Origin of the sequence: Actinomadura nitritigenes (genome assembly GCF_017573545.1) — a bacterium.
GTDB lineage: Bacteria > Actinomycetota > Actinomycetes > Streptosporangiales > Streptosporangiaceae > Spirillospora > Spirillospora nitritigenes.
The window spans coordinates 24776-37994 of the sequence record NZ_JAGEOK010000036.1 but is presented as its reverse complement, the minus strand read 5'-3'; the positions used below and the strand labels follow the sequence as shown (position 1 = coordinate 37994).

Annotated in this window: 14 protein-coding genes; 5 read left to right on the top strand and 9 right to left on the bottom strand. The window is 72.5% G+C overall.

What is annotated here, in order from left to right:
- The first annotated feature begins 407 nt into the window (after nt 1–407).
- The gene (locus J4557_RS40000) at nt 408–1028 is read left to right on the top strand and encodes an acetate uptake transporter (protein WP_208272036.1); all 621 of its coding nucleotides are present in this window, start codon (nt 408–410) and stop codon (nt 1026–1028) included.
- A 103-nt stretch (nt 1029–1131) separates the two neighbouring features.
- Here J4557_RS40000 and J4557_RS39995 read toward each other — a convergent pair whose 3' ends face one another.
- Nucleotides 1132–1530, bottom strand: coding sequence for a VOC family protein (locus J4557_RS39995; protein ID WP_208272035.1), 399 nt, complete (start codon nt 1528–1530; stop codon nt 1132–1134).
- Between the two features lie 118 nt (nt 1531–1648).
- Nucleotides 1649–1780 carry a hypothetical protein gene (locus tag J4557_RS51255; RefSeq protein ID WP_279576350.1) on the bottom strand — a complete coding sequence of 44 codons (132 nt, stop codon included), beginning with the start codon at nt 1778–1780 and terminating at the stop codon, nt 1649–1651.
- A 409-nt stretch (nt 1781–2189) separates the two neighbouring features.
- Here J4557_RS51255 and J4557_RS39990 point away from each other — a divergent pair, with 409 nt between their 5' ends.
- Nucleotides 2190–2957 (top strand): SDR family oxidoreductase, encoded by a 768-nt coding sequence (locus J4557_RS39990; protein WP_243777106.1) that lies wholly within the window; start codon nt 2190–2192, stop codon nt 2955–2957.
- An 87-nt stretch (nt 2958–3044) separates the two neighbouring features.
- Here J4557_RS39990 and J4557_RS39985 read toward each other — a convergent pair whose 3' ends face one another.
- A complete protein-coding gene (locus tag J4557_RS39985) occupies nt 3045–3941 on the bottom strand; it encodes a LysR family transcriptional regulator (RefSeq protein WP_208272034.1) in 897 nt (298 codons plus the stop codon).
- 91 nt (nt 3942–4032) lie between these two features.
- Nucleotides 4033–4863 carry a helix-turn-helix transcriptional regulator gene (locus tag J4557_RS39980; protein WP_208272033.1) on the bottom strand — a complete coding sequence of 277 codons (831 nt, stop codon included), beginning with the start codon at nt 4861–4863 and terminating at the stop codon, nt 4033–4035.
- A 116-nt stretch (nt 4864–4979) separates the two neighbouring features.
- Here J4557_RS39980 and J4557_RS39975 point away from each other — a divergent pair, with 116 nt between their 5' ends.
- A complete protein-coding gene (locus J4557_RS39975; RefSeq protein ID WP_208272032.1) occupies nt 4980–5333 on the top strand; it encodes a VOC family protein in 354 nt (117 codons plus the stop codon).
- A 109-nt stretch (nt 5334–5442) separates the two neighbouring features.
- Here J4557_RS39975 and J4557_RS39970 read toward each other — a convergent pair whose 3' ends face one another.
- Nucleotides 5443–6204: a hypothetical protein gene (locus J4557_RS39970; protein ID WP_208272031.1), complete on the bottom strand. Its 762-nt coding sequence runs from the start codon at nt 6202–6204 to the stop codon at nt 5443–5445.
- Nucleotides 6205–6490: 286 nt separating this feature from the next.
- On the opposite strand from J4557_RS39970, the gene J4557_RS39965 reads away from it, so the two are divergent.
- Both J4557_RS39965 and J4557_RS39960 read left to right on the top strand, forming a co-directional pair.
- Nucleotides 6491–6862, top strand: coding sequence for a BlaI/MecI/CopY family transcriptional regulator (locus J4557_RS39965; RefSeq protein WP_307800484.1), 372 nt, complete (start codon nt 6491–6493; stop codon nt 6860–6862).
- Nucleotides 6859–7749: a M56 family metallopeptidase gene (locus J4557_RS39960; protein WP_208272030.1), complete on the top strand. Its 891-nt coding sequence runs from the start codon at nt 6859–6861 to the stop codon at nt 7747–7749. Before J4557_RS39965 ends, J4557_RS39960 begins: the two co-directional genes overlap by 4 nt.
- 63 nt (nt 7750–7812) lie before the next feature.
- Here the strand turns inward: J4557_RS39960 and ftsH are convergent, their stop codons facing one another.
- The 4 genes from ftsH to J4557_RS39940 all read right to left on the bottom strand — a co-directional run bounded on the left by ftsH (nt 7813) and on the right by J4557_RS39940 (nt 13217).
- Complete coding sequence (gene ftsH, locus J4557_RS39955) at nt 7813–9678, bottom strand: ATP-dependent zinc metalloprotease FtsH (protein ID WP_208272029.1); 1866 nt, start codon at nt 9676–9678, stop codon at nt 7813–7815.
- A 173-nt stretch (nt 9679–9851) separates the two neighbouring features.
- Complete coding sequence (locus J4557_RS39950; protein ID WP_208272028.1) at nt 9852–10988, bottom strand: site-2 protease family protein; 1137 nt, start codon at nt 10986–10988, stop codon at nt 9852–9854.
- A gap of 168 nt (nt 10989–11156) precedes the next feature.
- Entirely contained in the window at nt 11157–12320 is a 1164-nt protein-coding gene (locus tag J4557_RS39945; RefSeq protein ID WP_208272027.1) for a hypothetical protein, read from the bottom strand.
- Between the two features lie 147 nt (nt 12321–12467).
- A complete protein-coding gene (locus J4557_RS39940; protein ID WP_208272026.1) occupies nt 12468–13217 on the bottom strand; it encodes an SDR family oxidoreductase in 750 nt (249 codons plus the stop codon).
- Nucleotides 13218–13219 lie beyond the last annotated feature (2 nt).

Below are 13219 nucleotides of genomic sequence, written 5' to 3'. Positions count from 1 at the left end.
GTCAGTCGAAGGCAGGCAACACCCCGCGAACCGCCACGACCACCGATGTTCCGCGATGTTCAGCGCATGGCCGCCCGAACGCCGCATCGGGCGGCGGGGGTCCGTCATCTTCTGGCGATTCTTTGGTGAAGCGACGTGAAACAGGACAGTGACCTGAGACACATGCGGAGTTATGATCGCCTCGAGGCCAGCGACACTACGGGTCTCCGCAGTTACTGGGCGCATCTGACGCGCGTCCAACCTCGCGCCAGATGCACGGCATGACGGTGAGGTCGGACCAGCATGCGGCATGGCGAGTCCCTGCTCCGCCGGTGCGGCCTTTCCGAACGTCTGTTCCCGCGTTCCCTCGTCCATCCCCGCCTGCTCCCGAGCAAGCCGCGACGTGGGGACTCCAGCGAGGAGGCAACATGACCTACGTCGAGCAAGAGTCCACTCCTCAGACCCCGCCCGCGGCCGCCGATCCCGCCCCGCTCGGGCTGGCCGCGTTCGCCCTCACCACGTTCCTTCTCTCCGCCAAGAACGCCCAGTGGACGGACGGCACCGACGCCTGGCTCGGCTACGCGCTCGGCTACGGCGGCCTCGTCCAGCTCCTGGCCGGCATGTGGGAGTTCCGCAACCGCAACGTGTTCGGTTCGACCGCCTTCTCCTCGTACGGCGGCTTCTGGATCGGCCTCGGCCTCTACATCCTGCTCGTCGCCAAGGAGGGCAACGCCGACCAGGTCGCGAACGACCTCGGCTGGATCCTGCTGGCCTTCGCGATCTTCAACACGTACATGCTCCTGTGGAGCACTCAGGTGAACCTCGCGGTCTTCGGCGTCTTCCTCACCCTGGAGATCACCGAGATCCTCCTGTTCATCGGGAACTTCTCCACCAACGAGACGACGATCAAGATCGGCGGCTACCTCGGGGTGATCACCGCCCTGGTCGCCTGGTACACCTCCGCCGCGGGCGTCATCAACGGCATGCTCGGCCGCACGGCGCTCTTCGTCGGCAAGCCGATGTTCAACCTCACCCCCACCCGTCCCTGACCCGTCCTGGCCTCGGAGGCCCCTCGCGCACTCCGCGAGGGGCCTCGCCCATGCCCGGCCATGCCCGCTCGAGGGTGACCCCCGTCCTCGTCGGCCGTCCTCGTCAGCCGTCCGAAGGGCCGAGCAGGTCCCAGCGGTTCCCGGCGATGTCGAGGAACACCGCGACCCGCCCGTAGGGCTCGCTGCGAGGCGCGGTGACGAACTCGACGCCCGCGGCCGCCATCCGCTCGTAGGCGGCGTCGAAGTCGTCGACGCGCAGGAAGAAGCCCACCCGCCCGGCGACCTGGTCCCCGACGGCTCGGGCCTGGCGCGGGCCGTCCGCGCGGGCGAGCAGCACACCGGTCTCGGCCCCCGGCGGCCGGACGACGACCCACCGCTTCGGACGCCCGTCGTTGGTCAGCGAGGGCGAGTCCTCGACCAGGTCGAACCCCAGCGCCCCGGTGAAGTACGCGATGGCCCGGTCGTAGTCGTCCACGACGATGGTGATCAGTTCGAGTCGCACCCTCGTCAGTCTCAGCCGTCGTCGGAGGCGGCGTCCACCCCCGCGGCCTGTGCGGCCTCGGCGTGCGCATCCGGAAGGCGGCCATGCCGATGGTCCGCCATCCGCGCGCCGGCCCCCGTCAGAGGGACGGGCCCGGACCGTCGTCGTTCAGCCATTCCCAGGCGATCCGCACGGCCTCGAGCGCGAAACGCCCGAGGGCGGCGAAGGCCGCGACCTGCCGCCAGTTCCAGCGACGGTGAGGCTTGCTCATCCCGATCACCTTCCCTCTCCCGCCTGTTGACACTGCGTCCGCCGACCACCACTCTCCGCAGGGAGCCTACCCAGAACCATGCGGCAGATATCGAACACAAGTTCGAAGTCAGCTAAAATCAGGCGCCCCCAGCCCGCAGACCCCCCTGACGGCGGAGCCCGAGCACCCTCGGACGAACCGCCGGCCCCGGGCTCTGCGCGCGGCGGCCGCGTCGTCTGGCGGCGCGGCCGGGACGCCCATAGGAATCCCCTATAGCCTCTGCTGTCATTTCGTCTTTGCCTCTCGTTCCTTTCCGGCCATACCGTGAAACGGCTCGACGGGGCGACGTGCTCACCGCGATTTCCGCGACCTGCGCGCATCGCTTCTCTTTCCGTCGAGCGAGCCGAAAGCCATCGAAAGGACCATTGGCATGACCACGATGGAGACCGAAGCGATAACGCGGGAACTCGCGGGAAAGCGGGCCCTGGTCACGGGCGGCTCTCGCGGGATCGGCGCGGCCGTCGTGCGCCGGTTCCTGGACGCGGGCGCCGAGGTGCTCACGACCGCGAGGTCGGCGACGGCCACGGTGCCGGAGGGGGCCGCATTCGTGGAGGCCGACGTGCGGACGAGGGCCGGAGCGGAGGCGCTCGCCGCGGCCGCGCAGGAAAGGCTCGGCGGGGTGGACGTCCTGGTTCACAACGCGGGCGGGGCGCAGCCGTTCAAGAATGCCTCGGCCATTCCCGACGAGGAGTGGCAGGAGGCGCTGGAGCTGAACTACCTCGCGTCGGTGCGGCTGGACTCGCTGCTCGTCCCGGGGATGCGGGAACGGCGTTCGGGAACGATCGTGCACGTCTCCTCGGCCGCCGTCCTCACGCCGTTCGGGCCGTTCCTGCATTACACGGCGGCGAAGGCGGCGCTGGAGAACTACAGCCGGGGACTGGCCGCGGAGCTGGCCCCGTTCGGGATCCGGGTCAACACCGTGAGTCCCGGCAGGGTCGCCACCCCCGGCGGCGAGGCGACGCGGGAGCAGTGGGCGCGCCTGGACGCGGGGACGGGCGCCACCGCCACCACCCCGCTGGGACGCGACGGCGAGCCCGACGACATCGCGCAGGCGGTGCTGTTCCTCGTGTCCGGCCGGGCGAGCTGGCTGACCGGGAGCAACCTCTTCGTGGACGGCGGCGAGTTCCCCCGGGGCTGACGCCGGCCGCGGCCTCACCGACCGGACGCACCGCGACCCGGACGCCCGGCGGACAGGATCCGGCGGCGCCCGCCCCCTTCTCGGCCGTCAGCGCACCGCCGGGAGGGAGGCGGGCGCCGACCAGGTCTCCTGCCGCAGGAGGTCGAGCAGGGCCGTCTCCGCCGGGCCCGCGTCCTGCCGGACGACGGCGATGACGGGCTGGGTGACGGCCGGGGCCACCGGGCGGACGAGGTGCTCGTGCCCCGGCGGGACCGCGGAGGCCGGGACGAGCGTCACCCCCAGCCCGTGCGCGGCCCAGCGCACGGCCGTCGCCGTCTGGGACACGCGGGCGGCCGTGGCCGGGGACAGGTCGTGGCGGCGCAGCACGTCCAGCAGCACGGCGTCGAGCGCGCTGTCGCGGTCGAACCGCACCCACGGCTCCCCCTCCAGCTCGCGCAGCCCGACCCGGTCCGCGGCGAGGCGGGAGTGCCCGGCGCCCAGCACCACGACGAACTCCTCGTCGCCGAGGCGGTGGGCGTGGGCGGGGCTCTGGTCGCACGCCGCCATCAACGCGAGGTCCAGCACGCCGCGGCGGCACAGCCGGTCCAGCTCGGCGGAGCTCGGCTCCTCGAAGACGGTGACCTCCAGCCGCGGGAAGCGGCGGCGCAGCGCCCCCAGCGCGCCCGGCAGCTGCCGCGTGCCGAAGCCCATCTGCGCGGCGACCACCAGCTCACCGGCGAGCTCTCCGGCGCCGGCCCGCGCCGTCGCCCGCGCCCGCCGCGCGGCGGTCACCGCGACCTCCGCCTCCCGCAGGAACGCGCGGCCGACGACGGTGGGCACCAGTCCGGTCGGCGTGCGGGCGAACAGCTGCACGCCGAGTTCCCGCTCCAGGCCGCGAATCTGCTGGGACACCGACGGCTGGGCGACGTGCAGCAGCTCCGCCGCCGCCGTCACCGAGCCCTCCTCGGCGACGGCCAGGGCGTACTCGTACTGGCGAAGGCTCATCGGCTCCCGTTCCCTCCCTGCGCCGGACCGCGGCCCGGCCGGCCTGGCCGTCATCGCTGTAATCACCATTACACCGAGGGAGGGGCGCGTTTTATTCCGGCCCGCCGGCCGCGCCCGGCCCCGCGTCCGCGGGACCGGCGGCGAGCAGCCTACGCAGCGCGGTCGGCGTGCGGCCGAGGTGCTCGCGGACGGTGCGGGCCAGGTGCGCCTGGTCGGCGAAGCCGAGGTCGGCGGCCAGGTCGGCGAGGCGGGATTCGCCCTGCGCCAGCCGGTCCATGGCCCGGCCGACCCGGACCCGGTTGCGGTAGCGGGTCAGCGGCACCCCCATGTCCCGCGAGAACGCCCGGCTCAGCCGGTACGGCGAGACGTCCAGGAGCCGGGCCAGCGAGCACAGCGCCGCCGCCTCCGGCGCCCCCGCGATGATCGCCTCACGGGCCGCGGCGACCAGCGTCCGGTCGGCGGGGCCCGGCCGCTCGGCCGGCCGTCCCATCGCCGCCGCGACGAGGCGGAGCAACTCCTCCACCATCGCGTAGTCGATGTCATCGCCGGCCTCTGCGGCGGCGAGCAGGCGACGGTGGGCGAGGTCGACGCGCGCGTCCACGTACACCGTCGTCCCGTGCCCCGTCGGCCTGTCCGTGAGTTCCTCTCCGAGCCACGGCGTGAAGCTCACCGAGGTGCAGGCGTCGCCGCCGGCCGGGTGCGCGAACCGTTCCTCGGCGCCCGGCGCGCCCAGGTAGCCGACCGTCGGGTCCAGGTCGGCGGCGGCCCCGTCGGCCCACCTGCGGAACCTGCCCCGCCGGACGAGCACCATGCGGTGGTCCCGGTGCGCCTCCGGCTCCGACCACCGGACGTGGTCGGAGCGGCAGTCCACCGACGTGACGGCGAACTGCGGCCGGGCGGCGAGGGTCACGGCTGACAGCACACCGCGGACGCTACGCCGCCGGTACGACGGAACGGCCCGCAAGGATCTTCAAGACCCGGCGGCGCCCCGGGACGGATGCTGAGCGGGCAAGGCGACGACACCAAGGAGCCACCGACATGACCGTCCGCACGGAACTCACCACGATCATCCTCGACTGCGCCGACCCCAAGGCGCTCGCCGAGTTCTACCGGCACCTGACCGGCTGGGAGATCACCCAGAGCGACGACGACGGCGCCTACCTCGGCGACGGCCCCGTCCAGCTCGCCTTCCAGCGCGTCGACGGCTACAAGGGCCCCGGCTGGCCGGACGCCGGCAAGCACGCGCACCTGGACTTCAGGGTCGCCGACGTCGACGAGGCGACCCGGCGGTTCGAGGCGCTGGGCGCGGCCAAGCCCGACTTCCAGCCCGGCGCGGACGAGTGGACCGTCCTGACCGACCCCGAAGGGCACCCGTTCTGCATCATGTCCTGAACCGGTGCGACCCCGCGTGGCTCTGTAGGTGATCCCGGCGAGCCGCCTGGTGGTCGCAACCGCCGCGGCACGGCTCTGACGCCGCCACCGCTCCCCCGGGGACCCGGTGTCAGAGTTCCGCGGCCCCCCTGGACAGGTCGACCGCGTTGTTGGGTGCCGCGACCTGGACGGGCACGTTGTAGGTGAAGTTCAGATTGCCGCTGCCGGAGGCATTGCCCCCGCCGAGCCGCAGCGGGTAGTGCGGCTCCTGCGCGGAGATCCACAGCAGGCCCTCGGAGTCGTCCTTCAGGGTGACCGCGGGCTTGCCGTGGAGGGCGACGTCGGCCCCCCGGGTGATCGGCCCGTCCGGGTCGAGGAACTTCGCCCACCCCGCGGGCGTGGCGAAGATCGAGAACCGCAGCGTGATCTGCGCGTTGCCGAGCGCCCACCGGTTCCCGATCCGGTCGGCGAGCGCGGGGCCGCCGGCCTTCAGCCACAGCGAGCGGCCGCGGAAGTAGTACCGGGACCCGACCTTGATGATCTGCATCGTGACGCTGCTGCCCTTGACCGGCACGGTCAGTACGCCCTTGGCCCGGGTGCCGTCGGTGACCAGGTTGATCTTGACGGTCTCGCCGTCGTTGGAGATGACCCCCGCGACCCGGAACGACTTGGCGCCGCGCAGCGCGGTCTGCGCCTCCTGCAGGATCTGGTTCGGGTTCTTGCCCGCGAACGCGCCGGCACTCGGCGACGCCGCGGCGGGCGACCTCGAGGCGCTCCCGGACGCCCCCGGGTCCTTCTCGGACCCGCAGGCCGCGGCGCTCAGCAGCAGCGCGGACACCGCGACGGTCGCGGCGATCCGGGGAAGGCGGGGGGACGGACGTGACGTCATCATGCGCTCCATCACCAAAAGGGGGAAACCGCGCAAATTAGCGCAATCTTCACCACTCAGGCATCCGGGTTTCCCGCCCGCGCGGAAAAGCCGCCGTGCCTCAAGCGGCGCATGCACCTGACAGCGCTCCCGCGCCCCGCGGCGTCACGCGCCGGGCATCTCCCCTGGGGAGGTCGACCGCGCCGTCCGGCGGCGTGACCTGGACCGGCACGCCGTAGGTGACAAGTCCCGGAGCGGCAGGTGCCCGGTCCGTGATCTCGGTTGTTAGTACGCTTGTAGTAACCGAGGGGTGAGTGACGTGTCGCGTAAGGCGCTCGGGCAGTTGGAGGCGGAGGTCCTGGCGGCGCTCGCGGGACGGGGCGGGGAGGCCGGGACGGCCGAGCTGCTCCCGCACCTGGACGCCGGCCTGGCGTACACGACGGTCAACACGGTGCTGTTCCGGCTGTACGAGAAGGAGCTCGTCACGCGTGTCCGCGTGGGCCGCCACTACCGGTACCGGCTGGCTGTGGACGAGTCGGAGCTGGTGGCCGGCCGCATGCGCGACCACCTGCGCCACGCCAGCGACCCGGGCGGCGTGCTGAGCCGGTTCGTCCGCACGCTCACCGCCGCCGAGGAGCGGAAGCTGCGCGAGATCCTCGGCGGCCTGGACGAGCACCCGTGAACGTCCTCACGTTCCTGCCCCTGGGCCTGATGGCCGCGCTGAGCGCGGTCCTCGGCCTCGCCCGGTTGCCCGTCCACCCGGTCTGGACGGCCCGGCTGCTGGCCACCACCGGCGCGATGACCGCCGTCGCCGCCCTCGGGACCGGGGTCTTCGTCGCCGTCAACTACGGGGCGTCGCTGGCGCCCGGAGCCGCCGCGCACCTGCCGGAGTGGGCGCTGTTCGGCGACGACCGTCCCGTGCCGGGCGCTGTGGGGATCCCGGTGACCGCGCTGACGCTCGCCGGGCTGATCGCCGTGTCCCGGGCCGGTGCCCGGTGGACGCGCGAGCTGCGCGCCGCCGGCGACGACGCCCGCCGTCCGCTGGAGACGCCGCTTCCGATCGCGGTCGCCGTCCCGGGGCGGCGCGGCGGGGTGCTGGTCTCCCGCGGCCTGCTGCGCGACCTGACGTCCGAGGAACTGCGGGTGGTGTTCGAGCACGAGGGCTCGCACCTCCGGCACCGCCATCACCGCTACCTGGCGGCCGGGACGGTCGCCACGTCGCTCCTGCCGTTCCTGCGGCCGCTGGAGGCCCGGCTCCGGCTCGCCGTCGAGCGCTGGGCGGACGAGGACGCCGCGGAGGCCGTCGGCGACCGCGCCCTGGTCGCCCGCACGATCGCGCGGGTCGCGCTCGCCCACCGTCCCGCGCCGGGCCCGGCGGCGGGGTTCGCCGATTCCGGGGTCGTGCAACGCGTCGAGGCGCTGCTCGGCACCCCGCCCGCCAAGAACACCGTCACCGGCCCGCTGCTGCTGCTGGGCAACGGGTTCGTCACCAGCTCGCTGACCGCCGCCACGCTCCAACTCGACCACGCCGTCGCGTCCGTCCTCCTCCCCTTGCTCGCGACATGGTGACGATGACCGTCCGCCTGCGTAAGGGACCGGCCCCGCTGCGCGGACACGCCCCTGCACGAAGTACTAGGTGCGTTCCTGGGGTTCTTCGTCGCGGAGGATGGCGATGACGGCGCTTCCGTCCACGGATTCCTCTGTCATGAGCAGCGCGACGAGCCGGTCGAGCGCGGCGCGGTGCGTGCGCAGTTGCTCCACCGCGCGGGCTTCCGCGTCGCGGAGGAGCCGCGACACTTCTTTGTCGATGAGCCGTTGAGTGGTCGGGGAGTAGGGGGAGGGCGCGGCGGCGATGGTACCGAGCCCGTCTTGGCCGTCGGGGGCGTAGCCGACCGGTCCGAGCGCGGCGGACAGGCCGAACTCGCGGACCATGCGGGTGGCGACCTGGGTGGCGTCGACCAGGTCGGAGGCGGAGCCCGTGGACGCCTGGCCGAAGACCAGCAGCTCGGCGGCCCGGCCTGCGAGCCGTATGGTGAGCAGGTCGGTGAGGTAGGCGTGGCTGTACAGGTGCCGTTCGACCTCCGGTAGCTGCTCGGTGGAGCCGAGGGACAGGCCGGCGGGCAGGATGGTCACCTTGGTGACCGGGTCGGCGTGCTCGCAGAGCGCCGCCAGGATCGCGTGCCCGGACTCGTGGACGGCGACCGAGCGGCGTTCGTCGGGCAGCAGGGCGTTGGCGGCGTCGCGGCGGCCGAGCATGATCCGGTCGCGGGCGGTGTCGAGATCGTCCCCGGTGATCGTGACGCGGCCGTCCCGCGCCGCGTTGATGGCGGCCTCGTTGAGGAGGTTCGCCAGGTCGGCGCCGGAGAAGCCGGGCGTGGCGCGGGCCATCCGGTCCAGGTCGGCGCCGGTGTCGAAGCGCTTGCCCTGGGCGTGGACGCTGAGGATCTCGGCGCGCTCGGACTGCGTGGGCAGCGGGACGACCACCTGCCGGTCGAACCGGCCGGGACGCAGCAGGGCGGGATCGAGGGTGTCGGGGCGGTTGGTGGCGGCCAGGACCACGATGCCGCTCTCCTGGTCGAAGCCGTCCATCTCGGCGAGCAGCTGGTTGAGGGTCTGCTCGCGCTCCTCGTGCCCGCCGCCGGGCAGCACGCTGCCGCGCTTGCCGCCGATGGCGTCGATCTCGTCGATGAACACGATCGACGGAGCGCGCTTGCGGGCCTCGGTGAACAGGTCGCGGACGCGGGAGGCGCCCACGCCGACGAACATCTCGACGAACGACGCCCCGGTCACCGACAGGAACGAGACCTCGGCCTCCCCCGCGACGGCGCGCGCGAGCAGCGTCTTGCCGGTACCCGGCGGCCCGATCATGATCACGCCGCGCGGCGGCCGCGCCCCCGCCATCGCGTACCGGCCGGGTGCCCGCAGGAAGTCGACCGACTCGCTGATCTCCTGCTTGACGCCCTGGTAGCCGGCGACGTCGGCGAACTTGGTGGTGGGGCGCTCGGCCTCGATGACCTTGGCCTTGGAGCGGCTGAAGGCGCCCAGACCGCTCGCGCGGCCGGCCATCCTCCGGCTCGTCCACAGCAGGAAACCGCCGATCAGGACGAGCGGCAGCAGCCACAGCAGCAGGCCGCCCCAGGGACTGCCCCCGGTCCGGGTCGCAGTGATCTTCACGCGCCGGGCCTGCATCCGCTGCGCCAGGTCCGAGGTGTTCAGCGCGGTGGGAATGCGGGAGGTGAAGGCGCGTCCGTCGGTCAGCTTCCCTTCGACGGCGCCCTTGTTGTCGACGCTGACGCTGCGCACCTGGCCGGCGTCGACGCGGGCCGAGAAGTCGGTGTAGGACAGGTTCTCGCTCTGCCGCTGCCGCGAGGTCAGGAGCGCCGGGGCGAACAGGAAGATCACCAGAAGGACGGTGATGGCCAGCAGCAGCCACAGGCGGACCGTGGGCTTGCGCGGCGGTGGCTGCTCCCGGGGCGAACCGGGCTCGGCGGACTTCATCCGGCTCGGGGCGCCGCACTGCCGGCCCGGCCTCGGGCGGCGTGACGTCGCAGGTCAGCGGCGGCTCGCGTGGCGATGCCGAGCCGCCGGGTCCACTGCTCTCGATGCTTCCCCATAGCACTAGGGCGACTACCCAAAGTGAGTGCCGTCATCCGCGATCGGGATGCCGGCGATCAGGCGGCGGTGCTCCGCGAATCGCCGATTCCCCCGCGGACGAGCCGCTGGAGGTCCTCCGTCGTGACGATGCCCAGCAGCCTGTGGTCGGCCGCCACCACGGCGATGAGGCCGCCGCGCATCGGTGTCGTCTTCAGGAGGGCCGAAGCGGGCTCCTCCGGGCCGAGGACGCGGTCGGGGTCCAGCGGCGTCATGAAACGTCCGAGGGCCGTCGCGGCCTCCTCGGAACGCAGCCGGACCAGGCGGATCATCGTGACCGCGCCGACCGGGTCTCCGGCGGCGTCGACGACGGGGAAGACCGGTTGGCGGGACGTCCGGGCGACGGTCCCGGCGAAGTCCCCGGCGGGCTGCCAGGTCCACCCGTGGGCCGGATGGGGCGTCATGACGTCGGCGATCCGCCGTCCCTCCGCCGCCTCCCGCAGATCGGTCCACCGGTCCTCGACCCTCGCGGCGGTGACGATGAACCAGCCCACCAGCGCGAGCCAGATCCCGTCGAGCCACGCGCCGGCCAGCAGGGCCAGCAGACCGCCGCCCATCATGACGAAGCCCAGCACCGTCCCGGCCCGATCGGCGCTGTGCGCGGCGCTCACCCGGTCGCCGCGGGACCGCCACAGGAACCCGCGCAGGATCCTGCCGCCGTCCAGGGGAGCGGCGGGGAGCAGGTTGAAGACGGCGAGCAGGACGTTCGTCGCGGCGAGCCACCCCAGGCAGGCGACCGCCGTGGCCGGGGCTCCGGCCACGCCCGCCAGCGCCCAGGCACCGCCGAACGCCAGGGCCAGCGCACCGCTCATCGCCGGCCCCACGGCGGCGATGCGCAGATCGGCGCGGGCCGTCGGCGGCTCGCCTTCGAACTGGGCGACCCCGCCGAGCATCCAGAGCGTGATCGAGACGACCTTGACGCCGTAGCGGCGCGCGACCACGGCATGGGCGAACTCATGCGCCGCCAGGGACGCGAGGAAGATCACGGCGGTGAGCACCGCCGCGGTCCAGCGGATCCCGCCGGACACGCCCGGAGAGGCCGCGGGCAGGATCGACCGGGCCAGCACGCCGGCGACGATGATCAAAGCCGCGGCGACCGACCAGTTCACGCCGACCGGGATGCCCATGACGGTGCCCAGTCTGAGCGTCTGCCTCATCGAGAACCTCCCGGCGGCATTCCCGGCATCGCGTCCTGACGTTTCCAGTGTCGTCGCCCGCCCACCTCCAGGAACGGGACCTTCGGCCCGAACCCAGGGCCGCCCGCATGGACGGAAGGGAACGCGTGCACCAAGAACTCGTCGATCAGGTTCGACAGAAAGGCCGGCTCAGGACCGATGCGGCATCAGCCTGGTTCCGGGATGGCCGGCACGGAACCTGGACAGCGCCGCGGCCGTCACCTCGGTACCGGCGAGGTCGAGATGGTCGAGCTCGTAGCGCTCGAGGACCGGAACGATCGCATCGCTGACCGGTGTCCCGCGAAGGCTCAGCGACCTGACATGCGTGACGCCGTCGAGCAGCGCCACCACGTCCTCATCGACGGCATCGGTGAGGCAGAGGGTCAGAGCGTCGAGCCTCGCCGGCAGCCTCGCCGAGCCGGCGACCTTCGCCGCCCTGAGGCTCACGCTGCGCAGGGACGAGGAGAAGGCGGCGTCCAGCCAGAGAGCGTCCGTCGCGCTGAGGTGCACGCTCGCCAGGTTGGGGGCGGCTTCGGCCAGCAGACCCTGGCCCCACGGACGCGCCGGAAGTCCGGAGACCGTCAGATCGGTGAGGGCGCCGAGCCGCCCGCCGCCCGCGCCGGCATGGAAGGGACCCGGTTCACCGAGATGCAGGCGCAGGACCCGCAGCTTCGGGAATCGAAGGAAGGCCGACATGGCTTCGGGACCGATCGTGCACGCCCGGTGCTCGAATATCTCAACGGAGGGAAGATCCGGCAGCGCGGAGAGTCGTTGATCATCGAACTCCCCGGTCACCAGGGAGAACGACCACACCTTTTCGGAGACCGTCGCCAGATGGTCGAGGTCCGAAGGATGCATGCACTCGACACGCGTGTGAATGCTGAACGGGGTGCCGTCATGCCGAGGCGGCAGGGCCGGACCGAGAACATGGAAGGGCGGCGCCCCCTCCTCGGAGTGATAGAGGCGGGAATCGTCATTCGTGAAGCGCCCGCAACACACGACCTCGACGACCGTCGCCGTGCCCGTCTCGCTGACCACCGCGACGTTCACCCACTCGGGGACGTGACCGTCGCGCCATAACTCGGCCACGACGGTGTCCGCGTCACACCGGTTCAGCGCGACGGCCCGGCGATGGGTGCCGTCCTCCGGAAACCTCAACTCGCCGGGTTTCGGGGCGTGCCCGTCATAGGACTGGTTGAGCCGTACACGGAACACCAGCGGCTCCGGCAACTCTTCCGAGACCAGTGACTGGGCGAACTGCCACGCGCCCCGAGCCGACGCAGCGAACCGCGCGGCGAACACCTCCCGATCCACCCGGCCAACGTACCGCCGTAACCCCACCCACTCGCCCTGAAACCGCCCCCGGCAGACGCCGCACAAGCCCCTCGGAACGCCCAGAGAGCCCGTCCGATGGAACGCACTCCACGGGCGTTCTGGGCGTCCACCGTCGTGGGGCGGCCTTCAGTAGGCGAGTTCTCCGATGCCGCCGTCGACGCGCAGGACGGTGCCGGCGGTGTAGGCGGACTCGTCCGAGGCGAGGTAGACGGCCGCCTTCGCCAGCTCGGTGGCGGTGCCGAGGCGATGGAGGGGCACCGTCCGCCGGAGTTCCTCGTAGATGGCGGCCTGCCGCTCGGGGCCGAGCGGCTTGAACGTGTCGGTGACGGTCGGCCCCGGGCTCAGGCCGTTGACCCGGACACCCCGGTCCTTCAGCTCATGGGTCAGCCCGCGGGAGAGGGAGAGCAGGCCCGCCTTGGCGGCACCGTAGACCGCCGCGTTCTCGTGCCCGATGAAAGCGGAGACCGAGCCGACGAGGATGACCGAGGCCCGCTGCGAGAAGAGCGGCAGCAGGGCCTTGATCAGGAAGAACGGCGCCTTGAGGTTGGTCGCGACGAGCCTGTCGAACGCCTCTTCGGTCCAGGCTTTGATCGGGAGGTGGGTGACGTCGGCGGCGTTGCTCATCAGGATGTCGAGCTTCGGCCACTCCTGCCGCAGCCGCGCCGCGAGCGCCGCCTGGCCGGGCACGTCGCCGGCGTCGCTGAGGATGGGCAGCAGCGGGCCGTCCAGCTGCCGGGCCGCCTCGTCCAGCCGTTCCTGCGAGCGGCCGGTGATCGCGACGGCCGCTCCCTCGGCGAGGAACTCGCGGGCGGTCGCAAGGCCGATGCCGCCCGTCCCGCCCGTGATCAGTGCGTGCTTTCCCGCGAGACGTCCCATCG